This window comes from Embleya sp. NBC_00888, assembly GCF_045207655.1.
GTDB lineage: Bacteria > Actinomycetota > Actinomycetes > Streptomycetales > Streptomycetaceae > Embleya.
Map to the genome: position 1 here is coordinate 4,461,622 of NZ_CP108784.1, position 26,412 is coordinate 4,488,033.

Below are 26,412 nucleotides of genomic sequence, written 5' to 3' on the forward strand. Positions count from 1 at the left end.
GACAAGCCCGGTTCTTCCTCGGACATCGGCAGCAGTGGCGGTACGACGGTGCGTGAATCACGCGTAGGCCACCTCCGACATGGTGATGGTGTACGGCAAGCCGGCGCCCTCACCAGCGGTTGCGGCTGCGTCCCGTCGCGATCCCTGTACGGCTGCCGCGCGTCGTTGCGCCGCGCCCAGCGCGCATCCTCCTCGCGCTGTTTCCGGGCTCGCTCCTCCCAAAGCCGGGTCACATACGGACGGATGAACAGATGGCCGGGCTCTTCCAACTCGGGCAGAGTGACCGCGGCTTCAGCCGGTTCGACGACTTCGGCAGCTTGGGGCGCCGGTGGGGGAAAGCTGCCCCAAGTGCCGGTGGTCACCTCCCGCGCGTGCTTGGGCCTGCCCGGTCCGGCAGGGCGCAGGCGGTTCAGTCGGCCGCTGCGGTGTGCACCGGTCGCGCGCATCGGGGTGGGACGTCCGAGCACCCATGCGAGTAAGCGGGCAATAGGCTCTGTCACGGCTTGTCAGCTCCTCTTCAGGGAAACGCTGATCGGCTCAGCCCGGGGGCCGTTAGGCGACGGCCCCCGGGCGCTTCGTTCGTGGGTCGTGGTGTCAGTCGAGCCGGTATCGGGCCCATTCCCGGGCGGTGTCGGCGAGTGCCCGGGAGTGCGGCCGTGCCCGGGAGGATCGGGTAATGAACTCCCACATCCCGGACAGCTTCACGGCGAACGCGTCGATCACCCGGTCGGGCGCCTTCGCGAAAGCCGGCACGTGCATCGCCCACGCTTCGGCCGCTTCGGGCGTGTGGCCTTCGTGCATGAGGCGGACAACCACGTAAGCGGCATCGATCCACGCGGCACCTCGCGCCGACCATGCCCAATCGATCACGCGCACCCGGTCGTCCTTGGCAAGCATGTTCGCCGGGTGCAGATCGGAATGAACGAGGGTGTCCCCGTCCAACGATGCGCCCCGCTCAAGCGTCGCGAGCACCCCTATGTTCACGCGCGCCCAGGGATCAAGGTCGTCGGGTGACTTCGTGTAGACCGCAGCCCAACCGGGGGCGGCGCCCCATCGGTCGGCGATCGAGTGGAGCGCGGCGGAGGGACACGGCGTCAACGTCTCGGCCATCGTGACGACCAGGTCGCCGATCACATCCAAGTCGCCGGACGTCGGCGACAGCGACGGGTACCGTCCGGGCACGTACTCGAACCCGAGCATGTGCCATCCGTCCTGCACCACACTCCACAGCAGCGCAGGGGCGAGCGACACGGGCAGGAACGGCGCGACGGCGGCTTCGTTGCGGTGCGTCCACGCGTACGGCCGGTCCGCACGAACCCCCTTGCAGAACACCCGGCCATCCCGCGTTTCGAGCGTCGCCGAGAACTCCGACGACTTGCCGAACTCGGGGGCGTGCATCGAAAGCACGGGGCCGGTGTACTGCCGGATCTTCTCCCAGACCGACTCGGGCAGCTCGGTCCAGGCATGGCGACGGGGCATGGTCAATGCTCTCTCGCTTCAGGGTGGGCGGGATGAACGAATGGGCGCCCCCGCCCGCCACAATCCCGGTGCGGGGGCGCTTCTCACCTACGTGTGGTCACGGGCTGTCGTGGCATCCCGCGTGGCACTGGGAGCAGTCGGCCGCGGCAACCGCCCACAGTTCGGCATCGACCTCGAAGCCGGCCGCCTTGATCACCGCGGCCGTGCGAACGACTTCGGCCCGACCCTGCGCCATGGTGCGCGGTGCGTTGTCCGGCACGTGCTGAACGAACCGGCCGATCCAGTCGCAGTACTCGGCGTAGTCGACCGTGTGGAGCACCCACGCGTGCCAACCGACGTCAACCAGAGCCGAGGGCGTCATGCGCACCGCGGGGTGTGTCGCGCTGGCCGCGAGGAACACGCCGGTTCCGGTCACGATCCGGTCGGCGAGTTCGGCGCCGATCTCGGGACGGTCCGCGCGGATTCGAGCAACCAACCTCGCGCGTACCGCTTCGGGAACATGAGCCCCCGCAACGGCGTTCGGTGTGACGGTGCTTGTCATGCTCGTTCCACCTTTCGCTAGGTGTGCTTCGGGATGCCTTGCAAACCCCGCCCGGAAGCTCTCCCGAACATCCGGGCGGGGGCCTGTGGGGGGTCAGCTCGGCGGCTTGGCCCGGTACAACTCGGAACCCTTGAGCATGTACGGCATGCCGCTCGGCGGAAGCACCATGACGACCTGGTCGTGGTCGAGCCCGTGGCAGTCCTCGGCCCGCTCGACCCATCCGGCGGGGTAGGCGTCGTGGCCCATGCCGGGTCGCGGTGCGACCCAATCGCCGACCTTGATCCGCTCGGGCACCTGGCGAAGTTGCTCGCGGGGCGGCAGGGTGCGTGCCTCGATCACCGGTACGACGTCGCCGGTCGCGTTCACGACGAATCCGGCGCGGGTCACGACGTGGTTCCTCGGCGGGAAGCCGGGAACCACGCCCCCGCGCGAGCGAGATACCAGCGATGCGCCCGCCGCACGATGGCGGCCCGGTGGGCGACTTCTCGCGGCGTCAGCGGTCCGTCACGGCTCATGAGCCCGTTTCTCCCTTGGCTGGTGCCCGGTGTGCCGTGTCGCAAGGGTGGATCGACACGGCACACCGGGATCGAACGCCCTGGTGCCGGGACTCGATGAAAGGAGGCGACATCAGGGCGGGTCACTATTCGGTGTGCAGGTAGCGGCAGTTCGCCGAGCACGCGCACGGGGGCTCGGCGGTGGGCGCGCCATCTCCCCAGGGCCATGGCATCGAAGTGGTCCCGGCGAACAGAGTCGGACTCACCACTTCGCGAGTTCCCGCGCGGTCGGTGCGTCGGATTCCGATCGTGATCCCCTGCCCCGGCGATGCCGGGGGTTCGTCGGCGTGGTCTTCGGATTGCATTCGCTCTGCCGCATCCATGAGTTCGCCGCTCAAGCAGGCCGTTGCGGCAGCACGGCCAGGAAGGCGCCGGCACGGCGCAACGTCTCTTCCACGGACGTCACATCGGTGTCGACGGGCGAGATCATCGATCGGTGCGCCGTGACGATGCCGACGATGGTTCGGTCGGCCACCATGGACAACGCGCGAGTCAACTCGGGACGTTGCGGTGGCGGCTCGTTCGTGGCTTCGGTCAAGACTTCCTCGACGTGCCAGTCGTGCAGCTCGGCATAGTCACGGCAGGCACGGGCCGCAGTGGACCGGTCCGGCGTGAGTGTGGACACGTAGACCACGACTTTCACACGCTCGATACGTCCACGACTCGCGGCGGCCAAGGCCGAGCGTCGAAGCTGATCGTGTGGGCTCCGGGTGATCTTGCCTTGAATGGCCGTAAAGCGAGCGTGGCAGAGTGATCACAGTCGGTGAACATTCGAAGTGTGGGACTACCAAGAGTCGTATCACCGCTACTCGCACGGAGCGTAGGAGTTCGCCCCGGGATCGGCCAAACGATCTCTTGTCCGGCATGCCTCCCTGCCTACAGTGGCTGTAGGCGTCCGATCGCTACTCAGGGGCAGACATGGTGGCTTGGTCCGAATACACGTCCGGCGAGCGCGTCAAGATCCTTCGCGGCGCCGAACTCACCCAACTGGCATTGGCCGAAGCCGCCGGGGTTTCGCTCTCCTTGATCCAAAAAGTCGAGCAAGGGGGCACAGTAACGGTCGGCTCCCTGGTCAAGATCGCGAACGCGCTCGGCACGGACACATCCGTGCTCCTCGGTGAGCAGGCCCCGCGTCGCGCCATGCGCCACGCCGAGCGCTACGTCGTCCGAGCCCTGTCGCGCGCCGTGCACAACAGCGCTCTCGGCCTGACCGACGTCGACGTCGACCCCGGGAGCGTTGCCGAACTCGAAGGGGTGCGGGCGACGATGTGGGCGGCCTACTGGGAGGGTGACTACGTCGAGTTCGGCTCACTGACCCGTCAACTCCTGCCCGAAGCAAAGAGCCGCTTCGATGCGTCCACCGGTCCCGAGCGCGAACGAGCCGCAGTGATCCTCGCGGACGCCTACCAGGCCGCCGCTTGCGTGGCCAATGTTCTCGGAGCACGCGACCTCGCGTTTGCCTCCCTGGTGTACGCGGGCAACGCAGCAAACGAGTCCGGCGACGAACTCATGACCGCCGTGCTCTCCGCGACCTTGGCGTGGGTGTACATGCGCGACAGTCGACCCGGCGACGCGGTGCGAGTCTGCGAGGAGGCTGCCCTTCGCATTCAACCCACGTTCTCGGAGCCCGCTCCGGAACGACTGGCCGTCTATGGCCGGCTCATGATCCGCGGCGCCGTGGCTGCGTCACGCTGCGAAGATCCCGACAGGGCGCACGACTACCTGTCTCAGGGGCACGCGGCGGCAGCCCGCTTGGGGCAGGACGTCAACCACTACCAGACCGGGTTCGGCCCGACGGACGCGCGCATCCAAGCCGTCACGGTGGCTCTGGCATTGAAGGAGAACGGCAAGGCTCTGGAACTGATCAAGCACACTCGCATTCCGCGCCACATTCCCATCGTGGCCCGGTCGCGATATGCCCTGGACGTCGCGCTTGCCCAGTGCGAGGCCAAGCAGTGGGACTCGGCAACCCGCACCCTGCTGGACATCGCACAGGAAGCACCCGACTGGATTCGTCACCAGGCTCTCTCAGGCGCCATCGTTCAGCGTCTCGGTGAAGTATCGACCTCGAAGGTCGCAAAGCTGACTCGCGCAATCGGCGTTCCGCTCGTTCTGCGATAGGCCGGACATCAACCGACGCCCCGTCACCCACCTCACGCGTGGGATGGCGGGGCTTCCTGTCGTACACCTATGCGAGGACAACTCGCCAAGCCGACTTGGCAGTTGATCGATCGACGCTGTTCAACAACCTAACCAGGCGGTAGCTTCACCCTCATCATGATCCTAAGTAGCGGAGGGTGACGATGACCCTTGCTGTACGGGGCCATCTCTTGTTGATCGAGAGTGCCCGGCACCGTGCGTCACGTCGGCAGCTGCGCGGCAACGGGGCCAACCTGGGCGCGATGACCGAGATACCGTCCACGTACTTCGCGCCTCGGGCCTCGGGTGTCGACGTGGTTCAGATAGACGATGCGGTCAATCCCCACGCGGTCCTGAGCCGCATCACGACGGCGGGGCGAACTCCCGGGCCCCTGGTCGTGTATGTCTCGGGTCTGCTGATGCTCGACCGTACCGGCGCCTTACATCTCGGCCTGCGGGACTCGACTCCGCGTAGCGTTCGGTATGACGGCTTGCCGTGGGAATGGTTGGTGAACGCGCTTCGCTCTCGGCCCCGCGGCGAGACCCTGGTCATCGCGGACTTCGCGACAGACATGGACAGCTGGGCGCGACTGCGCGATGACACTTCAGCGCTGACGCAGGGGCTTCCGGTGTGGGGCGTGTTCAACCCTCCAAGCAAGTCGGCGGACGGCACCAGTCCCTTCACGCGCGCTTTGTCCGCCGTGCTGTCACGGGGCGTTCCTGGGGTACCAGTGGAGGCTCATGCTCCGACATCCACCATGCAGTGATCGAGCGAGCCGGCTTGGTCGTCGACACCATCGAACTCGTGCCTGACCTACCTGGGCTGCGACTGGCGAACGTCCACCCGGGGGCCCGGTCACCTGCGATCGGTCCTACCAAACTCACGGTTGCCAAGCCGCCGGTTGAAATGCGACTGCAAGCGTCCGACCCGACGGCGTACCGGGAGGACCTCACGCGCATCCGGGCAGCCAGTGATCAAGGGGATCACACACTCGCTGTCGTCCTGGCGCGCGACCTGGACGGCCGTCTCGCGGCGTCGTTGGGTGTCGACCATCCCGACGTATGGGCCGCCCGCGAAGTTCACGCCTGGGAGTCGGTGATGGCCGGCCGCTACCTGCAAGGGTGTGAGCTGTATCGGGACGTCGCGCGGCGACGCATCCGGGCCCTGCCCAACGATCCCACGACCGTCGTCGGCCCCACCAACTGCGCTCATGCCGCTTGGCTTCGGATCGCGTCCGGGGATGACGCACGCCGAGTAGGTCCTTCGATCGTCGCTCTTCGAGAACTCGTACCCGGCCGCTCCGGCCGCGCACTATCGGCGGCCCGTCACCACCTCGTCCAACTCCAAGAGGATGACCCCGAAGTGCAGATACGCCGGAGCCCGGAAGCATGGTCCGCCTACCTCGGTCGCCAGACTCGACAGTCCGCCACTTATGCCGGCACCTCAAGGTCAGGCCCCTCGAACTCCGCGGCCTGGCCGACGTCCCGCCCGACTTGGGCCCCCTACGGAAGACGACCCACGGCCCCGGGCCCCGGTGTGCCGGGGCCCGGGGTGGCATACCGGGGTTTCGGCGCGCGGGTCACGCAACCCGAGCATCAAATGGGGTCCTACGAAGCCGCGGTGCCAAAGCCCAGCCGAGGACAACTCGAGTCCTACGCAACGAGCGCGCCCCCGGCGTGGCCGAAGGCCACGGGTCGCCCCCCAGGCGACTCGCAGCGCAGCTGCGAACCTGTCCTGCGGAAGTCTGCTTCACCACCAGGCCGTGCTCCTGGTCCTCATCGTGGTTTCGCGGTTCTTGGCCGCCGGCGCGGCTCCCGCTGGGCCGAAGGCGGAGGCGGGGGCCACGCCGGCGGCTTAGTACCGCGCGGCCCCGCGTGCGGGGCCGCCTGGAACACGTAGAGAAAGTTTGAACACATCGCGCCGGCGGCCGCGGCTGTCGCACGGGTCTACGAACACGTGACGCCGGAAATGGAGCAGCGGGTATCCGACGTCCTTGAGGCCCGCTGGGACGGCTCGCTCTTGGCGCTCGACGCGAACGAACGGGAAACGCTCGTCGGTCTGCTTCCGCACCTGGGGCCGGTGATTGCCGACCTGGAGGAGAACCAAGCGGCCTGATCCGGGTTTCCCCTAAATCTCCCCTAAGACGATCAAGGGCCCTTCCCCAAGACACGGGGAAGGGCCCTTGATCTGCACTTTCGAGAGTGGGCCTAACAGGACTTGAACCTGTGGCCTCTTCCTTATCAGGGAAGCGCTCTAACCGTCTGAGCTATAGGCCCGCGTGCGTGCTCGAAGAGAGTACCGCACCGCTTGCCCGCCACCAAAATCCTTAGTCCTCCTCGGCCAGCGTGACCTCGATGCCTCCGGTGAAGGACGCGGTGAGGTTGTAGAGGAAGGCTCCGAGAGTGGCCAGCGCGGTCACCAGGATGACGTCGACGATGGCCACGATGCCGCTGAAGAAGAGCGTGTTCTTCAGGGACAGGAAGTGCTGGAGGTCGAAGCCGGCGTTGTTCTCCGACTGGGTCGCCTCCTTGACCGTGTCGCCCACCGAGGTGAACACGCCGAGGCCGTCCAGGACCAGCCACAGCACGCTCACCGCGACCATCAGCACCACGCCCAGTGCCAGGGACAGCAGGAAGCCGACCTTCATCACCGACCACGGGTCCACCCGCGCCGCCCGCAGCCGGGCCCGCCGGGAGCGCGCGTTCGGTCGAGGCTGCGCCTCCGGCCCGACCCGCCCTTGCTGCGCCATGGGCCGCCCCGCTTGGTGACCGGCCGACGGGGTCCCGCCGGCCGGGGTGCCCCGGGCCGGGCGCGGCGTGGTGATCGTGCCGCCGGCCGTCGGGCGGGCGGCGGCAGGTGTGCCGTTGACCGCGGCCGGCGGCCGCTCCGTACCCTCGCTCGCCGCAGCCGCGGGAGGGAAGGGGGACGTGAACGGGGTGGGCGCCGCGGGACGCGGCGGACGTGCCGCCGCGTCCTTGGCGGACCCGGTCCCCTTCACGGGAGGTGGTGCGACCGGCTTCGGCGGCACCGGCCCCGTGGGGGGCGGTGCCGCCTCGCTACGGCTCGTGCTGTCAGCGCGCCCGCCGGCCCGACCCCGGTCGGCGCGCTCGCCTCTCCCGCCGGCCGACTTCCGGTCTGTGCTCACGCGTCACCCTTCCTGCCCGCCGGGCGCGACCTCCCCTTCGACGGTGGAGGTCGGCTCGTGCGTGCCATCGGCCGCACCGGCTTCGGCCCCATCGACCTCAGGGTCGATCTCGGCCTCGGGCTCAGGTTCGGCGTTACGTGCGATGCCGACAACGGCGTCGCCCTTACCCAGGTTGATCAGCTGCACACCCATCGTGTCACGTCCGGTGTGCCGGACACCCGCGGCGCGGGTACGGATCACTCCGCCGCCGAGGGTGATGGCGAGGATTTCATCCGTGTCGTCCACGACGAGAGCCCCGACGAGTGAACCTCGGTCCTCGACGATCTTGGCGGCCTTGATGCCCAGGCCCCCACGTCCCTGGACGCGATACTCGTCCACACTGGTTCGCTTCGCGAAGCCCCCATCGGTGGCCGTGAACACGAAAGTACCCTCACGCACCACGTTCATCGACAGCAGTTCGTCACCTTCGCGGAAGCTCATCCCCTTCACCCCGGATGTCGCCCGACCCATCGGCCGCAGCGTCTCGTCCGTGGCGGTGAAGCGGATCGACTGCGCCTTCTTGCTCACCAGCAGCAGATCGTCGTCCGCGGAGACCAGTTCGGCGCCGATCACCTCGTCGTCGTCACCGGCCTCGTCCGAGCGCAGGTTGATCGCGATCACGCCGGCCGCGCGGTTGGTGTCGTACTCCTTGAGCGCGGTCTTCTTCACCAGACCGGCCTTGGTGGCGAGCACCAGGTACGGCGCGACCTCGTAGTCGCGCAGGTCGAGCACCTGGGCGATCTTCTCGTCCGGCTGGAACGCCAGCAGGTTGGCCACGTGCTGACCACGCGCGTCCCGACCGGTGTCCGGCAGCTCGTACGCCTTGGCCCGGTAGACCCGGCCCTTGTTGGTGAAGAACAGGATCCAGTGGTGCGTGGTGGTCACGAAGAAGTGGTCGACGATGTCGTCCTGCTTCAGCTGCGCGCCGCGCACCCCCTTGCCGCCGCGCTTCTGCGAGCGGTACAGGTCGGTCCGGGTGCGCTTGACGTAGCCGCCGCGCGTGATGGTGATGACGATGTCCTCTTCGGCGATCAGGTCCTCGATGGACATGTCACCGTCGAAGGGCACCAGCGCGCTGCGCCGGTCGTCGCCGAACTTGTCGACGATCGCGGCGAGTTCCTCGCTGATGATCTGCCGCTGCCGGTCCGGCGAGGCCAGGATCGCCTGGTAGTCGGTGATCTTCGCCATCAGCTCGTCGTGCTCGGCGGTGATCTTCTGGTGCTCCAGGGCGGCCAGCCGGCGAAGCTGCATCTCCAGGATCGCGTTGGCCTGGATCTCGTCGATCTCCAGGAGCCCGATCAGGCCCGTGCGCGCCTCGTCGACCGTGTTCGAGGCCCGGATCAGCGCGATGACCTCCTCGATCGCGTCCAGGGCCTTGAGCAGACCACGCAGGATGTGCGCGCGCTCCTCGGCCTTGCGCAGCCGGAAGCGGGTCCGCCGGACGATCACCTCGATCTGGTGCTCCACCCAGTTGCGGATGAAGAGGTCGATGGAGAGCGTGCGCGGGACGCCGTCCACCAGCGCGAGCATGTTCGCGCCGAACGTGTCCTGCAACTGGGTGTGCTTGTAGAGGTTGTTCAGCACGACCTTGGCCACCGCGTCGCGCTTGAGCACGATCACCAGGCGCTGGCCGGTACGCGAGGAGGTCTCGTCGCGGACGTCGGCGATGCCGCCGATCTTGCCGTCCTTGACCAGGTCGGCGATCTTCTGCGCGAGGTTGTCCGGGTTGACCTGGTACGGCAGTTCGGTGACCACCAGGCACTGCCGGTTCTGGATCTCCTCGACCTCGACCACCGCGCGCATCGTGATCGAGCCGCGGCCGGTGCGGTAGGCGTCCTCGATCCCGCGTCGGCCGACCACCAGCGCGCCGCTGGGGAAGTCCGGGCCCTTGATCCGCTCGATCAGCGCGTCCTGGAGTTCCTCCGCCGACACGTCCGGGTTCTGCAGGAACCACTGCGCGCCCGACGCGACCTCGCGCAGGTTGTGCGGCGGGATGTTGGTCGCCATGCCGACCGCGATGCCCGCGGAGCCGTTGACGAGCAGGTTCGGGAAGCGCGCCGGCAGGACCGTCGGCTCCTGGTTGCGGCCGTCGTAGTTGTCCTGGAGATCGACGGTGTCCTCGTCGATGTCCCGGAGCATCTCCATGGACAGCCACTTGAGCTTGCACTCGGTGTACCGCATGGCCGCGGCCGGGTCGTTGCCCGGCGAGCCGAAGTTGCCGTTGCTGTCCACCAGCGGCATCCGCATCGACCACGGCTGGGCCAACCGGACCAGCGCGTCGTAGATGGAGGTGTCGCCGTGCGGGTGGTACGTACCCATCACGTCGCCGACGACGCGGGCGCACTTGTAGAAGCCCTTCTCGGGCCGGTAGCCGCCGTCGTACATCGCGTAGAGCACGCGGCGGTGCACCGGCTTGAGGCCGTCGCGCACGTCGGGCAGGGCGCGCGAGACGATCACGCTCATCGCGTAGTCGAGATAGCTGCGCTGCATCTCGGTCTCGAGCCCGACGGGCTCGATCCGCAGACCGCCGGTACTGTTCACCGCGTCCGCCGGGTCGCCTTCGGGCGCCGGGGTGTTCTCTTCGGCCATTGCTGGTCAAAGTCCTTTCGAGGTGTGGCGTGGGGCCGACTCGGGTGTGGACATCCGCGCCGCGGCGGATCCCCCCGGCTGGTCAGATGTCCAGGAACCTGACGTCCTTGGCGTTGCGCTGGATGAACGACCGGCGGGCCTCGACGTCCTCGCCCATGAGCACCGAGAACAGCTCGTCGGCCTGGGCCGCGTCGTCGAGCGTGACCTGGCCCAGGACCCGGTGGTCGATGTCCATCGTGGTCACCCGCAGCTCCTCGGCGTTCATCTCGCCGAGACCCTTGAAGCGCTGGATCGAGTCGTCCTTGGCGCGCTTGCCGGCCTGTCGGCCCAGTTCGAGCAGCGCGTCGCGCTCGCGGTCCGAGTAGGCGTACTCGAAGTCGTCCCGGCTCCACTTGATCTTGTAGAGCGGCGGGCGCGACAGGTACACGTGTCCGGCCTCGACCAGCGGGCGCATGAAGCGGAACAGGAAGGTCAGCAGCAGGGTGTTGATGTGCTGACCGTCGACGTCGGCGTCCGCCATCAGGATGATCTTGTGATAGCGCAGCTTCTCGATGTCGAAGTCCTCGTGCACACCGGTGCCGAAGGCCGAGATGAGCGCCTGGACCTCGGTGTTCTGCAGGATCTTGTCGATCCTGGCCTTCTCGACGTTCAGGATCTTGCCGCGGATCGGCAGGATCGCCTGGTACATCGGGTCGCGGCCGGACTTGGCCGAACCACCGGCCGAGTCGCCCTCGACGATGAAGATCTCGCACTTGGACGGGTCGTTGCTCTGGCAGTCGCTGAGCTTGCCCGGCAGCGACGCGGTCTCCAGCAGGCCCTTGCGCCGGGTCAGGTCGCGCGCCTTGCGGGCCGCCATGCGCGCGGTCGCGGCCTGGATCGACTTGCGGATGATGTCCGCGGCCTCGCTGGGATTGCGGTCGAGCCAGTCGGTGAGGTGCTCGTGCACGACCCGCTGCACGAAGGTCTTGGCCTCGGTGTTGCCCAGCTTGTCCTTGGTCTGGCCCTCGAACTGCGGGTCGCCGAGCTTGATCGAGATGATCGCGGTCAGACCCTCGCGGATGTCCTCGCCGGCGAGGTTCTCGTCCTTCTCCTTGAGCAGCTTCTTCTCCCGCGCGTAGCGGTTGATCAACGCGGTCAGCGCGGACCGGAAGCCCTCTTCGTGGGTGCCGCCGCCGTGCGTGTGGATCGTGTTGGCGAAGCTGTGCACACCCTCGGTGTACTGCGAGTTCCACTGCATCGCGACTTCCACCGAGATGGTCCGGCCCTTGTCCTCGGCCTCGATGTCGATCACCGACGGGTGGACCAGCTCGCCCTTGCGCGAGTTGAGGTAGCGCACGAAGTCGGCGATGCCGCCCTCGTAGTGGTACGTGACCGTGAGCTGCTCGCCCTTGTCGTCCACGTGGTCCGGGCGCTCGTCGGTGAGCGAGATGGTCAGGCCCTTGTTGAGGAAGGCCATCTCCTGGAAGCGCCGGGACAACGTCTCGAACGAGTAGACGGTCGTCTCGAAGATGTCCCCGTCGGCCCAGAAGGTGACCTGGGTGCCCGTCTCGTCGGTCGCCTCGTGCCGCTCCAGCGGCGCGGTGGGCGTGCCCAGCTTGTAGTCCTGCGTCCAGCGGTAGCCGTCGCGGCGGATGTCCACCGCCAGGCGCGAGGACAGCGCGTTGACCACGGAGACACCGACGCCGTGCAGACCGCCGGAGACCGAGTAGCCGCCGCCGCCGAACTTGCCGCCCGCGTGCAGGATGGTCAGCACGACCTCGACCGCGGGCTTCTTCTCGACCGGGTGCATGTCGACGGGGATGCCACGCCCGTTGTCGACCACCCGCACGCCGCCGTCGGCGAGGATGGTCGCCTCGATGTGCGTCGCGTGCCCCGCGAGGGCCTCGTCGACCGAGTTGTCCACCACCTCGTAGACCAGGTGGTGCAGGCCGCGCTCACCGGTGGAACCGATGTACATGCCCGGGCGCTTCCGGACCGCGTCCAAGCCCTCCAGGACCTGGATGTCACTCGCGCCGTACGACGCCGAGTTGCTCGCGGCAGAGGTTTCCGGCGAGCCGGCCACGTCATTCTCCTTGGGGTTGCCGGAATCGGCCACGAAGCGCCCTTTCTGGCACAGCACGGCTCCCTGCCCGGGAGCAGGATCAGCAGGGAGCGTCGGACGACCGGCCGGCCGGCCCGACACGCCCCCGGGCACGGAGCCGCGGAAGTCGAAACAGGATCCGCATGAGCGGTATTGCTGGTTCAGTCTACCGGTCGGGGCGACACAAAGATGGGTTCCCAAGGGGCCTGTGTCCGCGTGTGGCGCCCTGATGTGCCCTGTCGCATGTCCCCCTACTTGCCCCGGGGTCCCGAATCGCTCTCATGCCTGTCCACGCGGCGCGACCGACTCGGACGGTAACAGCGTGTCAGACCGGTATGACACCGGACACATCGCCCCGGCCGGCGGCGGTCGTTCGCACCGCGGCCCGCCCAAGGGCGGGCGCGAGCCCGATCACCCATGGCCGAAAACCGCCTACGGCTGCGCGCGCCACTGTCCCCGGCGGCGTTCCTGCGCCGGTCCCAGGACCCGAATGAACGTGACGGTGCCGTCGCCGAGCTCCTGGTTGAGCCGGGCCAGCAGTTTCGGCGCGAGCCACCGCACGTGGGTCGCGTAGTTGTCGGATTCGGCGCGAACCACCAGTTCGCCGTCCTCGAAGCGCTCCGGGCGGCAGTTGGCCGCCAGCGCCGGTCCGACGATTTCCGGCCAGCGCTGCAGCACCCCGTGCACCGCCGCCGGGGTCTGCCAGCCGCGCTCGGTGACCAGGCGTCCCATGATCTGCCGCAGCGGCTGGGGGTCGCGATCGTCGGGACCGGAACCACTGCGTTTCAAGCCACGTCGGGCCTGTGCCTGGTCCTGCCGAACATCGTGGCGGGTCCGCGCCTGGGCCCGGGCCTGGGTCAGCGCCGCGCGGGCCAGGTCGATCCCGCGGGTCGGCTCGGCGGGCGGCTGCTCGGCCCGCCCGGGGCCGCCGGCGGGCGGGATGTGGGCCTCGTCACTCATCCCCGACCCTCCGGACCTCGCCCGCGGCGACGTCGTAGCGCGCGCCCGAGAGCGCGGCCGGCACGTCCTCGGCCACCGCGGCCGTGACCAACACCTGCTCGCCGTGCGCGACCATCTCCGCGAGCCGCGCCCGCCGCGTGACGTCGAGCTCGGCGAACACGTCGTCGAGCACCAGGACCGGCTCGCCGCCGTCCGCGCGCAGCAGTTCGTAGGAGCCCAGCCGCAGCGCCAGCGCGTACGACCAGGACTCGCCGTGGCTGGCGTAGCCCTTGGCGGGCAACGGGCCCAGGCGCAGGACGAGATCGTCGCGGTGCGGGCCGATCAGCGTCTGGCCGCGCTCCACCTCGGCCGCCCGGCCCGCCGCGATCGCCGCGGTGAGCACCGCGTGCACGCCGGCCCGGTCGGTGGGCAGCGGATCCTCCGACATCGAGCTGCGGTAGTCCAGGACGATCGGTCCACCGCCTGTGGACAACGCGTCGTAGGCCGTGTCCACCAGCGGTTGCAGCGCGGCGACCAGATCGAGCCGGGCACAGGTGAGTTCGGCGCCGGTCGCGGCCAGGTGCTCGTCCCACACGTCCAGCGTGCTCAACGCGCCGCTGCGGCCGCCGCCCGCCCGCCGGGCCAGGGCCGCGGTGCGCAGCAGCGTGTTGCGCTGCTTGAGCACCCGGTCGTAGTCCTGGCGCACGCCGAGCAGGCGCGGGGTGCGCGCGGTCAGCAACTCGTCCAGGAACCTGCGGCGTTCGCCCGGGTCGCCCTTGACCAGCGCCAGGTCCTCCGGCGCGAACAGCACGGTGCGCAGCAGGCCGAGCAGGTCGCGCGGCCGGGTCGCGGCCGAGCGGTTGATCCGGGCGCGGTTGGCCTTGCCGGGATTGATCTCCAACTCGGCCAGCGCGCTGCGGCCGTCCTCGCGGACGATGCTGGCCCGTACGTACGCCCGCTCGGCGCCGAGCCGGACCAGGGGCGCGTCGGAGGCGACCCGGTGGCTGCCGAGGGTGGCCAGGTATCCGATCGCCTCGACGAGGTTCGTCTTGCCCTGGCCGTTGGGCCCCACGAACGCGGTCACGCCCGGTTCGAGGGGAACCTCGACCCGGGCGTACGACCGGTAGTCGACGAGTGAAAGGTGCGCTACATGCATGGGCGGGCGGGCCGGCGATCAGCCCGCGTCGGCCTCCTTCGGCGGCGTGGTGTCGGCACCCGGGGCGTCGGCTCCCTTGTGCGTCGACGCGGCGGTGACCGCGTGGCCACCGAACTGGTTGCGCAGCGCCGCGACCATCTTCATCTGTGGCGAGTCGTCCTGACGGGAGGCGAACCGGGCGAACAGCGACGCGGTGATCGCGGGCAGCGGGACGGCGTGGTCGATCGCCGCCTCCACGGTCCAGCGCCCCTCGCCGGAGTCCTCCGCGTAGCCGCGCAGACCCTCCAGGTGCTCGTCGTCGTCCATCGCGCGCACGGCCAGGTCGAGCAGCCACGAGCGGATGACCGTGCCCTCCTGCCAACTGCGGAACACCTCGCGCACGTCGGTGACCACGTCGGCGGCCTCGAGCAGTTCCCAGCCCTCGGCATAGGCCTGCATGAGCGCGTACTCGATGCCGTTGTGCACCATCTTCGCGAAGTGCCCGGCCCCGACCTTGCCCGCGTGCACGAAGCCCGCCGGGCCCTCGGGCTTGAGCGCGTCGAAGATCGGCTGGACCTTCGCGATGTTCGCGGCGTCGCCGCCGCACATCAGCGCATAGCCGTTGTCGCGACCCCAGACGCCGCCGGAGACACCGCAGTCGACGAAGCCGATGTTCTTCGCGGCCAGCGCCTCGGCGTGCTTGATGTCGTCTGTCCAGCGGGAGTTGCCGCCGTCGACGACCACGTCACCGGGGGACAGCAGTTCGCCGAGCTCGTCGACCGTGGCCTGGGTGGGCGCGCCCGCCGGCACCATCACCCACACCACGCGCGGCTCGGGGAGCGCGTCCACAAGTTCCTTGAGGCTGTGCACATCCGCGACGTCCGGGTTGCGGTCGTAGCCCACGACCGTGTGACCCGCGCGCCGCAGACGCTCGCGCATGTTGCCACCCATCTTGCCGAGGCCGACGAGTCCGAGCTGCATCCTGAAATCCTTCGTTCGCTGCTGCGATGCCGGGTGGGGCACCACCGAGGCCGCTTCCACACCCCTTGTGGGGGCTTTTCACCGCGTCGACGGTACGCGGGTAGCGGTTGCCCGTGCTGCTGCGGGGTCATGCACGGTGGACGCGGCCGAACCCGGGTGTGGATCGTCCCGGTTCGGCCGCGGCCCGGCGTCAGCCGGACAGGCGCACCGGCATGATCAGGTAGCGGTACTCGTCGGTGGCCTCGGCCTCGACGTCCGGCTTGCCGGTCATCACGGCCGGCTTGGTGGACGTGGTGAAGGAGATCTGGGCGACCGGGGAGCCGATCGCGCTGAGTCCTTCGAGCAGGAACGTCGGGTTGAAGGCGATCGAGATCTCCTCGCCCTCCAGCGTCGCGTCGATCGCCTCGGAGGCCTGCGCCTCGTCGCCGGAACCGGCTTCGAGCACCAGTCGACCGTCGGAAAACGACAACCGCACGGGGGTGTTGCGCTCGGCGACCAGGGACACGCGCTTGACGGCGTCCACGAACGGGGCGGTCTCCACCGTCGCGACGGTCTCCGACTGCTCCGGGAACAGCGCCCGGTACTTGGGGAATTCGCCCTCGAGCAGCCGGGTGGTGGTGCGTCGACCGGCTCCCTCGAAGCCGATCATGCCCTCGCCGATCTTGTCCCCGGAGAGCGCGATCTGCACGCTGTCGCCCTGGGTCAGCGACTTGGCGGTGTCGTTGAGGGTCTTGGCGGGCACCAGGGCGACCGCCGAGGAGAGGCCGTCGGCCTCGGGCTTCCAGTGGAACTGGCGGACCGCGAGCCGGTATCGGTCGGTGGCGGCGAGGGTGACCAGGTCGCCCTCGATCTCGACCCGGACGCCGGTCAGCATCGGCAGCGTGTCGTCGCGGCCGGCCGCGATGGCCACCTGGGCCACGGCGGCGGCGAACACGTCGCCCTCGACCGTCCCGGCGGCGGTGGGCATCTCCGGCAGCGCCGGGTAGTCCTCCACAGGCAGGGTGGGCAGGGTGAATCGGGCGCTGCCGCAGACCACGGTCACCTTGGAGCCGTCGGTGGACACCTCGACGGGGCGATTCGGCAGGCTCTTGGAGATGTCGGCGAGCAGTCGCCCGGACACCAGCACCCGGCCCGGCTCGTCGATCTCGGCCTCGACGCCGCCTCGGGCGGAGACCTCGTAGTCGAAGCTGGACAGCGTCAGTCGCTGGTCCGCCGCTTCCAGGAGCAATCCGGCGAGGACGGGAACCGCCGGCCGCGCCGGGAGACTCCGCGCGGTCCACGCCACCGCATCAGCGAGAACGTCACGCTCGACCCGGAACTTCACCGGTTCACCGCCTCCTGCCGTTACCGGCCGTCTGTCTGTCGTCTGTCTGCCGTTCGTTGGTTCGGCATCGGTGCCGGGCCGTCGGGGCCTACCACCGGGACACAGTCTGACGCACCGCGCCGACAGCCCGCGCAGCCCCCGGCAAACCCGCAGTCCACAGATTCGGGCCGACCCGACCGTTTTCCGTGGATCTCTCTTGAACTCCGTGTGGTCGTAGTAGTAGGGGGTGTGGATACCGTGGATAACCGGTATATGCGCAGGTCAGAGGCTGTTTTTTGTCCACTTCGAGGTGTGGGTGGACCAGTGGATAAACCCCCTGTGTCTGTGGATGCCCGAATTGGCTCCACAGGCCGTCCCCAGCCGTACCCGTACTTGTCCCCAGTCAATCCCCAGGTTGAGGGCCACTTGTCCCCACCCTCTGCGGACGCCGCTCGGCTCGGGATTCACCGTAAGGGGTGAAACCGGCCCGACTGTGGACAGATCCGTGGACAACCTGGGGACAAGCTCGGAATTTCGGTGGACGGGACGTGGACAACCGGACAACACGGCGGTGGACGACGCGCGAAGGAAAAGTTATCCACAGTCTGTGGAGGAATCCACTCCACATCACCACAGGAACCTGACCTGCCGGCTCGCCGGCGTTTTCCCCAGGATCCCGGAGTCATTGTGGGGAACTCGACGGCAAACGCGTCATCCCCATGGTGTGGACGCCCAAGTCGGCGCCGATCGGTGGATAACTCGGCCTCCGTGGAGGCGATGAGACGAAGGTCACACCGGACATGCGAAGGCCGGCGGCCCCGAAGGGGAACGCCGGCCGGTCCGAAGCGGTCTCGAGACGCCGAATCAGCTCTTGATGCGGTTCGTCAACTCGGTCACCTGGTTGTAGATCGAGCGCCGCTCGGCCATCAACGAGCGGATCTTGCGGTCCGCGTGCATCACGGTCGTGTGGTCGCGCCCACCGAACTGGGCCCCGATCTTGGGCAGCGACAGGTCGGTCAGCTCACGGCACAGATACATCGCGATCTGGCGCGCGGTGACCAGTACCCGGCTGCGCGAGGTACCGCACAGGTCCTCGACGGACAGGCCGAAGTAGGCGGCGGTGTGCGCCATGATCGTGGTCGCCGTGATCTCCGGCCCCGCGCTGTCCGGGATCAGGTCCTTGAGCACGATCTCGGTGAGCTGCAGGTCCACCGGCTGGCGGTTCAGGCTGGCGAACGCGGTCACCCGGATCAGCGCGCCCTCCAGCTCGCGGATGTTCCGGGAGATCTTGCTGGCGATGTACTCCAGTACGTCCGGCGGCGCGTTGAGCCCCTCCTGGATGGCCTTCTTGCGCAGGATCGCGATCCGGGTCTCCAACTCGGGCGGCTGCACGTCGGTCAACAACCCCCACTCGAACCGGTTGCGCAGTCGGTCCTCCAGCGTGACGAGCTGCTTGGGCGGCCGGTCCGAGGAGATGACGATCTGCTTGTTCGCGTTGTGCAGCGTGTTGAAGGTGTGGAAGAACTCCTCCTGCGTCTGTTCCTTGGTCTCCAGGAACTGGATGTCGTCCACAAGCAGGACATCGACATCGCGGTAACGCCGGCGGAAGCCGTCGGCCTTGCCGTCGCGGATCGAGTTGATGAATTCGTTGGTGAACTCCTCGGAGCTCACGTACCGCACCCGGGTGCCCGGATACAGACTCTTCGCGTAGTGCCCGATCGCGTGCAGCAGGTGGGTCTTGCCCAGGCCCGACTCGCCGTAGATGAACAGCGGGTTGTACGCCTTCGCGGGCGCCTCGGCCACCGCCACCGCCGCCGCGTGTGCGAACCGGTTGCTGGACCCGATGACGAACGTCTCGAACAGGTACTTGGGGTTCAGCCGCGCGGCCGGCTCGTGTTCGACCACTCCGTGCTCGCGCCCGGTGCCGGGCCGAGCCAGCCGCAGCGGTCGCCCGCCGGGCACGTCGGCCGGTGGTACGGGCGGCGCCTGGTGGGACGGCTGGGACTGCTGGGGCGGCTGCGAGGCCCCCGGCGGCTGCTCTCTGTCGCCGGATTGATGTGTCGAATTATCCACAAAGCTGTGGACGGACGATGTGGAAAAGCCGGGCGGTCCGAACAGGTCCTCGCGATCCGCGAAGAGCGTTCCGTCGGACGGTGGAATTCCCGGATGATCCGAGGAAGCGCTCGGGCCGCCCCCGTAGCCGTATTGATCACGAGAATCCCGCGGGTCGCGCGGGTCGCGCGCGTCGCGCGCGTCGCGCGGATCGCGGGTGTCCCGGGGCTCACGCGGCTCGCGGGGATCACGAAGATCACGCTGCTCGCGGCCGTCCCGACCGTCCCGGGGATCGCGCTGCTCGCGCGGGTCGCGCTGATCCCGGTACGGTCCCGGCGCGTAGCGATCGTGCGGGTAGTCCTGCTGGTACTGCGGCTCGGCGTACGGATCGCGGTCCTGGCGATACGCCTGCTGGCCGTACGGCTCCTGGGGGTAGCCGTCGCGGCCGTAGCGGTCGCCGCCATAGGAGGGGCGTCCGTACGGGCCGGGGTTGTAGTCGTCGTGCCGGGGCGAGCGGTCGTGCCGCTCGGGCACCGGCTCGGGTTCGCCGGCTCCCGGCTCGACGCTGACCGCGAACCGGATCGGCCGGCCGAAACCGTGGCTCAACGCGTCCGTGACCACCTGGCGGAGCCGGGTCTCCAATACTTCCTTGGCGAACTCGTTCGGCACCGCCAGCAGCGCGGTGTCGGAGAAGAGGGTCAGCGGCTGCGTCCGCTGGAGCCATCCTTTGTCCTTGGCCGTGACCGAGTCGTCGGTGGCCAGTCGTTCCAGGAACCGTGCCCAGACTGCGGCGAGGTCGCTGGTGATGTCAGCCACAGTGCACGCTCTTTCATTGCGTCGACGCAGGTCTCGGGAGGGCTCCCAGTGTCCCGGACCCCGGGAGCGAGCGCTCCGGTCCGACCCACCTGTTCACGGTAGTGGCGCCCGGTAACCTGCTCAACCCGTTGTCCACAGCCTGTGTACAGCCTGCTCGATACTGTGTTTTCGCAGGTGGGCGACGTGCCCCGGATCCCCCATTTGACCCCGTCGCCTGTTGGTACGTACCGTGGGCCGGTCTAGTTGTCTGACGACCGCTGCCGCATGTCCGAGATCATGTCGATGCGGACGTACGGTGGTGGCCGGCGGTCTTTTCTGCCGGCCCACGATTCAAATCCTGGAGCCCCCGAGTGAGCAAGCGCACCTTCCAGCCGAACAACCGTCGCCGGGCGAAGACCCACGGGTTCCGGCTGCGCATGCGCACCCGTGCCGGTCGCGCCATCCTTGCTGCCCGTCGCCGCAAGGGCCGCGCGGAGCTTTCCGCCTGAGTTCGCGGATCTCTCCGTGCTGCCTGCCGATAACCGGCTGAGGCGGCGCGAGGACTTCGCGATCGCGGTTCGCCGCGGGCGTCGAGCCGGCCGTCCGAACCTGGTCGTCCACCTGCACCGCCAGGAGACGAGTGGGCTCGTGACGTCCGAACGCACCCCGGTGACCGCACGGCCGTCCGAGCCGGACACCCTGCGCCAATCTGTGGCAGAGGACCCGCACGCGGATGTGGAGCACGCTCCACCACCGCGTGCGGGTTTCGTCGTGAGCAAGGCTGTCGGCCCCGCGGTTGTCCGTAACGTCGTCAAGCGTCGGCTACGCCACCTCATACGCGATCGGATGGCCCTGCTCCCGGCAGGTAGCCTGGTCGTGGTACGGGCATTGCCACCTGCTGCCCAGGCGGAGCACTCCGCCCTGGCACGGGATCTGGACGCAGCGTTCGACCGGCTTCTGGGCCGGGCCGGGCGCCCTGTCGCGGTTCGCACGGACGGACCCGCGGCCAAGCCGGGAGCGACGGCGTGAAGTACCTGTTCATGGGGTTCATTCGGGTCTATCAGTGGACGATCAGCCCGATGTTGGGGCCGGTGTGTCGCTTCTACCCGTCGTGCTCGCATTATGGGTATGAGGCGATGTCCGTCCATGGCGCGTTCAAGGGCACCTACCTCACCGTGTGGCGCATCCTGCGCTGCAACCCCTGGAACTCTGGCGGTGTCGATCCTGTGCCGCCGCGCACACGCCGACCGTGGCGACTCCCCGAACGGAAGTCGCGCTCGGAGTCGGAGCCGCACGAGCGGCAGCAGACGTCCAGCACCGGCCGTACCGAGCCCGCGCCCGGTGCGAACACCACCGCCCGAGGAGCTTGACCGTGGGGATCCTTAACCCCCTATATACCGCCGTATCCTGGATCATCGTCCAATTCCACTCGTTGTTCAGCCCGATCTTCGGCAAGGACAGCGGTTGGTCCTGGGGCTTGTCCATCGTCTGCCTCGTGGTCGTCATCCGGATCTGCCTGATCCCGCTCTTCGTGAAGCAGATCAAGGCAACCCGCGGACTCCAGGCGCTGCAGCCGCGGATCAAAGAGGTCCAGAAGCGGTACAAGGACGACCGTGAGCGTCAGTCCCAGGAAATGATGAAGCTCTACAAGGAGACGGGTACCAACCCGCTCTCGAGCTGCCTTCCGATCCTGGTCCAGTCGCCGTTCTTCTTCGCCCTGTTCCACGTACTGCAGCGCATCTCGCAGAACCGCACGGTCGGTGTGATCGACCGCGACCTGGTGAACAGCGCGCAGCAGGCGCACATCTTCGGTGCGCCGATCGCCGCCAAGTTCACCGACTCGGCGGCCAAGATCGCCAGCCTCGGGGCCGACCTGACCACCGTGCGCATCGTCACCATCGTGATGATCGTGATGATGTCCGGGTCGCAGTTCTTCACCCAGCGCCAGCTGATGACGAAGAACACCGACCCCGCTTCGCTCGTGGGCAACCCGTTCGCGAAGCAGCAGAAGCTGATGATGTACGCGTTCCCGATCATGTTCGCGGTCTTCGGCATCAACTTCCCGGTCGGCGTGCTCGTCTACTGGCTGACCACCAACGTGTGGACGATGGGCCAGCAGCTCTTCGTGATCAACCGCAACCCCACCCCGGGCAGCCCGGCGTTCAAGGTGCGGCAGGAGAAGCTCGCGGAGAAGGCGCGCAAGCAGGGCAAGGTGCTGCTTCCCGACGGCAAGGTGATGGACGCCGCCGAGTACGAGGCCCAGCAGGCCGAGCTCAAGGCCCAGGCCGCCCGGCGCCAGCAGCCCACCAGGCTCACCAAGTCGCAGCGCAAGGCCCGGGCTCGGGAGGACGCGGACGCGGCGGGCACGGACGCCGAGGAGACCTCGGAGGCCGGTACCGCGGCGAGCAACGGCACCGCCCGGTCGAACGGCTCGGTCAAGGGCTCGACCGCGCGGACCCCGCACTCCGGTGCGCGTAACGCCGGCCCGCGCAAGCAGACCCAGAGCCGGAAGCATCCGAGGAAGAAGTGACCACCCTCGAAGGGCCGGCCGCCGCCCACCCCAACGACTCGCTCACTCGTCCACAAAGGAGTTCCCCTGTGACGGAAGGCACGACCCCCGCCGTCGACTCACCCGCCGCCTCGCGTCGGATCACGCTCACCGCGGAGGAGATCAGCCGTCTGGAGCAGGAGGGCGAGATCGCCGCGGACTACCTGGAGGCCCTGCTCGACATCGCCGACCTCGACGGCGACATCGACATGGACGTCGAGGGCGGGCGCGCGTCGGTCTCGGTGATCGCCGGGGACGAGAGCGAATCCTCCGGCGCCGACCTCAAGCGTCTGGTCGGCCGCGACGGTGAGGTCCTGGAGGCCCTCCAGGAACTGACCCGGCTGGCGGTGCACCGGGAGACCGGCGAGCGCAGCCGGTTGATGCTCGACGTGGACGGGTTCCGTGCCGCCAAGCGGGCGAACCTGGCGGAGATCGCCACCGAGGCGGTGGTAGAGGTCAAGGCCGCGGGTACCTCTCTCAAGCTCAAGCCGATGACCCCGTTCGAGCGCAAGGTCGTGCACGACACCGTCGCGGAGGCCGGACTGCGCAGCGAGTCGGAGGGCGAGGAGCCCAATCGCTGCGTCGTCGTCCTGCCTGCCTGATCGGGTCCACGGATCCGTTTCCGCAAACCGTCGCGCCGGCCCCACCTGCATCACAGGTGGGGCCGGCGCCGTTCCTGGGATGATGTTCCACGTGAAACGTCAGGACGACACGACCCCCGACCCGCCGGTGGACGAGCGCGCGCCCGAGGCGCCGGAGGCGGCAGGCCGCCTCTTCGGTGCCAACCTGGACCGCGCGATTCGCTATGCCGATCTGCTGGCCGGGCCCGGTGTACGCCGGGGCATGGTCGGCCCACGCGAAGTTGGCCGGCTTTGGGAGCGGCACCTGCTCAACTGCGGGGTAGTCGCCGAATTGATCGCGGAGAACGCGATCGTGCACGACGTCGGTTCGGGCGGTGGCCTGCCGGGCATCCCGCTCGCGCTGGTTCGGCCGGACCTGCGCATCACCCTCGTCGAGCCGTTGTTGCGGCGCACCACGTTCCTCGACGAGGTGGTCGAGGAACTCGGTCTGGACAACGTCGAGGTGTTGCGTGGCCGCGCCGAGGAGCTGCGCGGCCGTACCTCCGCCGACGTGGTCACCGCGCGCGCGGTCGCGCCGTTGGCCAAGCTGGCCGGGTGGGGGTTGCCGCTGCTCGGTTCGGGCGGCGAGATGCTCGCGCTCAAGGGCGATTCGGCCGCCGAGGAACTGCTGGAGTCCGAGGCGGACCTGCGCAAGCTCGGCGCGGTCTCGTGGCGGGTCGCGCACGCCGGGGCCGGGATCGTCGATCCGTTGACCACCGTCGTGCGGGTGCGGATCGGCACCGTGTCGGCCAAGGAGTCCAAGACGACGAAGGCGCGACGCGCCGCGAAGACGACCAAGCGGCGTCCCGGGAAGTAGTTCGTCCCCGGGTTGGGCCGGACGGCTGAAACGCCGTTCCTGCCCGCTCGGGGTGTGTCGTGAACGTGCTCCCACCGCGATACCCGAGATCGTGTTTCACGTGAAACGCCTTCCGTGGAAACGCTTCTACTCACCTGAGGCGCGCCGGAACGTGACACCCTCTGAGGGTGCCGCCGCAGTGCGTGGTCATTCCGTCGGCCCGAGTTCCCATGTCGCCGCGGCAGGAGAGGAGAGTGGACCGTTGCCGTCCGAGTACCCGACAGCCTCGATGCCGGCGCCCCGAGTGGGCGCCCCCATCGACGTTTCACGTGAAACAGAGGCGCCCGGTATCGAAGACACGCCCATCGCCCGAGCAGCCAGACAGGCCGTCGAGACGATGGGCCGTGCTTCGGAGGGGCTGCCTCGCCCGGAGCGCACCCGGGTCATGGTGGTCGCGAACCAGAAGGGTGGCGTCGGCAAGACCACGTCGACCGTGAACCTCGCGGCGGCGCTGGCCATGCACGGTGCCCGTGTCCTGGTGATAGACCTCGATCCGCAGGGCAACGCCTCCACCGCGCTCGGGGTGGATCATCACGCCGGCACGCCGTCGATCTACGAGGTGCTGGTCGAGGGACGCGACCTGGCCGAGGTCGTCCAGCCCGTGCGCGATGTCGAGGGCCTGTTCTGCGCGCCTGCCACGATCGACCTCGCCGGCGCCGAGATCGAACTCGTCTCACTGGTCGCCCGGGAGAGCCGGCTGCAACGCGCGATCGCGGCGTACGAGCAGCCGTTGGACTACATCCTGATCGACTGCCCGCCGTCGCTCGGCCTGTTGACCGTGAACGCGCTCGTGGCCGGTGCCGAGGTGGTCATCCCGATCCAGTGCGAGTACTACGCGCTGGAGGGCCTCGGGCAGCTGTTGCGGAACGTGGAACTGGTCCGGGCGCACCTGAACCCGAACCTGGCCGTGTCGACGATCCTGCTCACCATGTACGACGCCCGGACGCGGCTGGCCTCCCAGGTGGCCCAGGAGGTGCGCGACCACTTCCCGGACGAGGTGTTGCCCACCGCGATTCCGCGTTCGGTGCGCATCTCCGAGGCACCCAGCTACGGGCAGACCGTGATGACCTACGACCCGGGCTCCACCGGGGCGTTGTCGTATCTTGAAGCGGCTCGGGAGATGGCGCTGCGCGGCGTGGCGAAGGCGAAGGAGGAAGTATGAGCGGACAACGCAGGGGATTGGGCAAGGGGCTCGGATCGCTCATCCCCCCTCGGCCGTTGCAGCCCTCGTCCTCCGCTGCGGCGACCCTGCGCAAGATGGCGGAGATAGCGACGGACGAGTCGGCGCTGTCGCCGACGTCGGTCCCGGTGCAGGATTCACCGAAGACCGAACCCGCTCCCGCCGCCGCGCTGTACGCCGAGTTGTTGCTCGATCTGATCGTGCCGAACTCCCGCCAGCCGCGTGAGGTGTTCCACGAGGACGCGATGGCCGAGCTGGTCCAGTCGATCCGGGAAGTGGGCGTCCTCCAGCCGGTCGTGGTTCGGGCGACCGCCGAGGGCACCTACGAGCTGGTGATGGGCGAGCGGCGGTGGCGGGCCTGCCGCAAGGCCGGGCTGACCCACATCCCGGCGATCGTCCGGGTGACCGACGACGACAAGCTGCTGCTCGACGCGCTGCTGGAGAACCTGCACCGCTCCGAGCTCAACCCGCTGGAAGAGGCGCTGGCCTACCAGCAGTTGTTGGAGGAGTTCGACTGCAAGCAGGAGGAGCTGGCCGACCGGATCGGTCGCTCGCGTCCGCATCTGACCAACACGATGCGGCTGTTGAAGTTGCCGATGGAGGTCCGCTCCAAGGTCGCGGCGGGCACGTTGCTCGCCGGACACGCGCGGGCGTTGTTGGCGCTGGAGGATCGGCCCGACGAGCTGACCAAGCTCGCCAAGCGGATCATCGCCGAGGGCATGACCGTGCGGACGGTCGAGGAGATCGCCCGCTCGATCAACAACGAGGGTCCGGCCAAGTCCAAGGCGCACAAGCCGCGTGCCGGTCGGATCGTCGCGCCCGCGTTGAACCATCTCGCGGACCGGCTCAAGAACCGCTTCGAGACCGAGGTGAAGGTCGTCCTCGGGCAGAAGAAGGGGAAGATCGTCGTCGAGTTCGCCTCGATCGAGGACCTGGAGCGCATCCTCGCCTCGATGGCACCCGGCGAGGGCGACCACTTCGCCAAGCGGTTGTCCGAGCCGGAACTGCCCGGTCAGGCCGGACCCGTTCGGGCCGGCGCGGCTTCGACGGGCGCGGCGGACGTGGACGCGGTGGATGCGGCGCCGGGTGACGTGGACCCGGAGGATGTGGACCGGGAGGCGGATTCGGCGTCCGCGGCCGGCACGGAAACCTCGTTGCTCGTCCCGTAGTCGGCAAAGGAACGCGGGAAGGGGCCCTCGGTCGTTGACCGAGGGCCCCTTCCTTGCTTGTGTTTCACGTGAAACGTGTCGCCCGGTCCGCCGTGCGCGGTGTCACTGTTCGCGCCGCGTTTCACGTGAAACGCGGCACCACCCCTGGAGGGGCGATGAGATCGATGCGCTGGGTCGTCGCAGGTCTCGGAGTGGGTGCCGTCGGCGGATTCGTCGGCGGGCTGCTCGCCGGGTCGCCGCGTCCGCGGGGGCCGGTCCCGATGCCGT

General features: G+C 68.6%; 23 protein-coding genes and 1 tRNA gene. 11 read left to right on the forward strand and 13 right to left on the reverse strand.

The window, feature by feature from the left end; all coding sequences use genetic code 11:
• Positions 1-594: 594 nt before the first annotated feature.
• The 4 genes from OG948_RS18645 to OG948_RS18660 form a co-directional block, all read right to left on the reverse strand.
• Positions 595-1,479, reverse strand: a complete 885-nt coding sequence (locus tag OG948_RS18645; protein ID WP_406297628.1) for a phosphotransferase family protein — start codon at positions 1,477-1,479, stop codon at positions 595-597.
• 97 nt (positions 1,480-1,576) lie between these two features.
• A complete protein-coding gene (locus OG948_RS18650) occupies positions 1,577-2,020 on the reverse strand; it encodes a glycine-rich domain-containing protein (RefSeq protein ID WP_406297629.1) in 444 nt (147 codons plus the stop codon).
• 93 nt (positions 2,021-2,113) lie between these two features.
• Entirely contained in the window at positions 2,114-2,407 is a 294-nt protein-coding gene (locus OG948_RS18655; RefSeq protein WP_406297630.1) for a hypothetical protein, read from the reverse strand.
• Positions 2,408-2,908: 501 nt separating this feature from the next.
• Positions 2,909-3,208 carry a recombinase family protein gene (locus OG948_RS18660; protein WP_406297631.1) on the reverse strand — a complete coding sequence of 100 codons (300 nt, stop codon included), beginning with the start codon at positions 3,206-3,208 and terminating at the stop codon, positions 2,909-2,911.
• A gap of 284 nt (positions 3,209-3,492) precedes the next feature.
• On the opposite strand from OG948_RS18660, the gene OG948_RS18665 reads away from it, so the two are divergent.
• From OG948_RS18665 to OG948_RS18675, 3 genes are all read left to right on the forward strand, one after another.
• The gene (locus OG948_RS18665) at positions 3,493-4,695 is read left to right on the forward strand and encodes a helix-turn-helix domain-containing protein (protein WP_406297632.1); all 1,203 of its coding nucleotides are present in this window, start codon (positions 3,493-3,495) and stop codon (positions 4,693-4,695) included.
• 281 nt (positions 4,696-4,976) lie between these two features.
• Positions 4,977-5,480: a hypothetical protein gene (locus tag OG948_RS18670; protein ID WP_406297633.1), complete on the forward strand. Its 504-nt coding sequence runs from the start codon at positions 4,977-4,979 to the stop codon at positions 5,478-5,480.
• Positions 5,481-6,670: 1,190 nt separating this feature from the next.
• The gene (locus OG948_RS18675; protein WP_406297634.1) at positions 6,671-6,829 is read left to right on the forward strand and encodes a hypothetical protein; all 159 of its coding nucleotides are present in this window, start codon (positions 6,671-6,673) and stop codon (positions 6,827-6,829) included.
• A gap of 87 nt (positions 6,830-6,916) precedes the next feature.
• Here the strand turns inward: OG948_RS18675 and OG948_RS18680 are convergent.
• From OG948_RS18680 to dnaA, 9 genes are all read right to left on the reverse strand, one after another.
• Positions 6,917-6,990: transfer RNA gene (locus OG948_RS18680), tRNA-Ile, on the reverse strand.
• Between the two features lie 50 nt (positions 6,991-7,040).
• On the reverse strand, positions 7,041-7,463 hold the full coding sequence (locus OG948_RS18685) for a DUF3566 domain-containing protein (RefSeq protein WP_406297635.1): 423 nt from the start codon (positions 7,461-7,463) through the stop codon (positions 7,041-7,043).
• A 399-nt stretch (positions 7,464-7,862) separates the two neighbouring features.
• Positions 7,863-10,487, reverse strand: a complete 2,625-nt coding sequence (gene gyrA / locus OG948_RS18690) for a DNA gyrase subunit A (protein ID WP_391587269.1) — start codon at positions 10,485-10,487, stop codon at positions 7,863-7,865.
• Between the two features lie 82 nt (positions 10,488-10,569).
• Positions 10,570-12,606 carry a DNA topoisomerase (ATP-hydrolyzing) subunit B gene (gyrB, locus tag OG948_RS18695; protein WP_406297636.1) on the reverse strand — a complete coding sequence of 679 codons (2,037 nt, stop codon included), beginning with the start codon at positions 12,604-12,606 and terminating at the stop codon, positions 10,570-10,572.
• Between the two features lie 393 nt (positions 12,607-12,999).
• Positions 13,000-13,527: a DUF721 domain-containing protein gene (locus OG948_RS18700; protein WP_395867742.1), complete on the reverse strand. Its 528-nt coding sequence runs from the start codon at positions 13,525-13,527 to the stop codon at positions 13,000-13,002.
• Positions 13,520-14,662, reverse strand: a complete 1,143-nt coding sequence (recF, locus tag OG948_RS18705; RefSeq protein WP_406297637.1) for a DNA replication/repair protein RecF — start codon at positions 14,660-14,662, stop codon at positions 13,520-13,522. The genes OG948_RS18700 and recF overlap by 8 nt, the downstream gene beginning before the upstream one ends.
• Before the next feature lie 18 nt (positions 14,663-14,680).
• Positions 14,681-15,622, reverse strand: a complete 942-nt coding sequence (gnd, locus tag OG948_RS18710) for a phosphogluconate dehydrogenase (NAD(+)-dependent, decarboxylating) (RefSeq protein WP_406297638.1) — start codon at positions 15,620-15,622, stop codon at positions 14,681-14,683.
• A 190-nt stretch (positions 15,623-15,812) separates the two neighbouring features.
• Positions 15,813-16,946 carry a DNA polymerase III subunit beta gene (gene dnaN, locus OG948_RS18715; protein ID WP_395867748.1) on the reverse strand — a complete coding sequence of 378 codons (1,134 nt, stop codon included), beginning with the start codon at positions 16,944-16,946 and terminating at the stop codon, positions 15,813-15,815.
• Between the two features lie 843 nt (positions 16,947-17,789).
• Positions 17,790-19,793, reverse strand: a complete 2,004-nt coding sequence (gene dnaA, locus OG948_RS18720; RefSeq protein WP_406297639.1) for a chromosomal replication initiator protein DnaA — start codon at positions 19,791-19,793, stop codon at positions 17,790-17,792.
• A gap of 350 nt (positions 19,794-20,143) precedes the next feature.
• Between dnaA and rpmH the strand changes: the two genes are divergently transcribed.
• The 8 genes from rpmH to OG948_RS18760 all read left to right on the forward strand — a co-directional run bounded on the left by rpmH (position 20,144) and on the right by OG948_RS18760 (position 26,145).
• On the forward strand, positions 20,144-20,281 hold the full coding sequence (gene rpmH, locus OG948_RS18725; RefSeq protein ID WP_010849920.1) for a 50S ribosomal protein L34: 138 nt from the start codon (positions 20,144-20,146) through the stop codon (positions 20,279-20,281).
• A gap of 16 nt (positions 20,282-20,297) precedes the next feature.
• On the forward strand, positions 20,298-20,801 hold the full coding sequence (gene rnpA / locus OG948_RS18730; RefSeq protein WP_395867752.1) for a ribonuclease P protein component: 504 nt from the start codon (positions 20,298-20,300) through the stop codon (positions 20,799-20,801).
• Entirely contained in the window at positions 20,798-21,142 is a 345-nt protein-coding gene (gene yidD / locus OG948_RS18735; RefSeq protein WP_020557146.1) for a membrane protein insertion efficiency factor YidD, read from the forward strand. Before rnpA ends, yidD begins: the two co-directional genes overlap by 4 nt.
• Before the next feature lie 2 nt (positions 21,143-21,144).
• Positions 21,145-22,302: a membrane protein insertase YidC gene (gene yidC / locus OG948_RS18740; protein WP_406297640.1), complete on the forward strand. Its 1,158-nt coding sequence runs from the start codon at positions 21,145-21,147 to the stop codon at positions 22,300-22,302.
• A gap of 68 nt (positions 22,303-22,370) precedes the next feature.
• Positions 22,371-22,922, forward strand: a complete 552-nt coding sequence (locus OG948_RS18745) for a protein jag (RefSeq protein WP_406297641.1) — start codon at positions 22,371-22,373, stop codon at positions 22,920-22,922.
• 82 nt (positions 22,923-23,004) lie between these two features.
• Complete coding sequence (gene rsmG / locus OG948_RS18750; RefSeq protein WP_406300290.1) at positions 23,005-23,757, forward strand: 16S rRNA (guanine(527)-N(7))-methyltransferase RsmG; 753 nt, start codon at positions 23,005-23,007, stop codon at positions 23,755-23,757.
• Between the two features lie 268 nt (positions 23,758-24,025).
• On the forward strand, positions 24,026-24,958 hold the full coding sequence (locus tag OG948_RS18755; protein ID WP_395867965.1) for a ParA family protein: 933 nt from the start codon (positions 24,026-24,028) through the stop codon (positions 24,956-24,958).
• Positions 24,955-26,145, forward strand: a complete 1,191-nt coding sequence (locus OG948_RS18760; RefSeq protein ID WP_406297642.1) for a ParB/RepB/Spo0J family partition protein — start codon at positions 24,955-24,957, stop codon at positions 26,143-26,145. The genes OG948_RS18755 and OG948_RS18760 overlap by 4 nt, the downstream gene beginning before the upstream one ends.
• The last annotated feature ends 267 nt before the right edge of the window (positions 26,146-26,412 follow it).

Bases quoted from the DNA above. Each gene is read 5' to 3' on its own strand.
- rsmG (WP_406300290.1), top strand. From the start codon at position 23,005: ATGTTCCACGTGAAACGTCAGGACGACACGACCCCCGACCCGCCGGTG.
- OG948_RS18760 (WP_406297642.1), top strand. From the start codon at position 24,955: ATGAGCGGACAACGCAGGGGATTGGGCAAGGGGCTCGGATCGCTCATC.
- OG948_RS18650 (WP_406297629.1), bottom strand. From the start codon at position 2,020: ATGACAAGCACCGTCACACCGAACGCCGTTGCGGGGGCTCATGTTCCC.
- gnd (WP_406297638.1), bottom strand. From the start codon at position 15,622: ATGCAGCTCGGACTCGTCGGCCTCGGCAAGATGGGTGGCAACATGCGC.
- OG948_RS18685 (WP_406297635.1), bottom strand. From the start codon at position 7,463: ATGGCGCAGCAAGGGCGGGTCGGGCCGGAGGCGCAGCCTCGACCGAAC.
- gyrA (WP_391587269.1), bottom strand. From the start codon at position 10,487: ATGGCCGAAGAGAACACCCCGGCGCCCGAAGGCGACCCGGCGGACGCG.
- OG948_RS18700 (WP_395867742.1), bottom strand. From the start codon at position 13,527: ATGAGTGACGAGGCCCACATCCCGCCCGCCGGCGGCCCCGGGCGGGCC.
- OG948_RS18670 (WP_406297633.1), top strand. From the start codon at position 4,977: ATGACCGAGATACCGTCCACGTACTTCGCGCCTCGGGCCTCGGGTGTC.
- recF (WP_406297637.1), bottom strand. From the start codon at position 14,662: ATGCATGTAGCGCACCTTTCACTCGTCGACTACCGGTCGTACGCCCGG.
- OG948_RS18645 (WP_406297628.1), bottom strand. From the start codon at position 1,479: ATGCCCCGTCGCCATGCCTGGACCGAGCTGCCCGAGTCGGTCTGGGAG.
- OG948_RS18665 (WP_406297632.1), top strand. From the start codon at position 3,493: ATGGTGGCTTGGTCCGAATACACGTCCGGCGAGCGCGTCAAGATCCTT.
- OG948_RS18755 (WP_395867965.1), top strand. From the start codon at position 24,026: ATGCCGGCGCCCCGAGTGGGCGCCCCCATCGACGTTTCACGTGAAACA.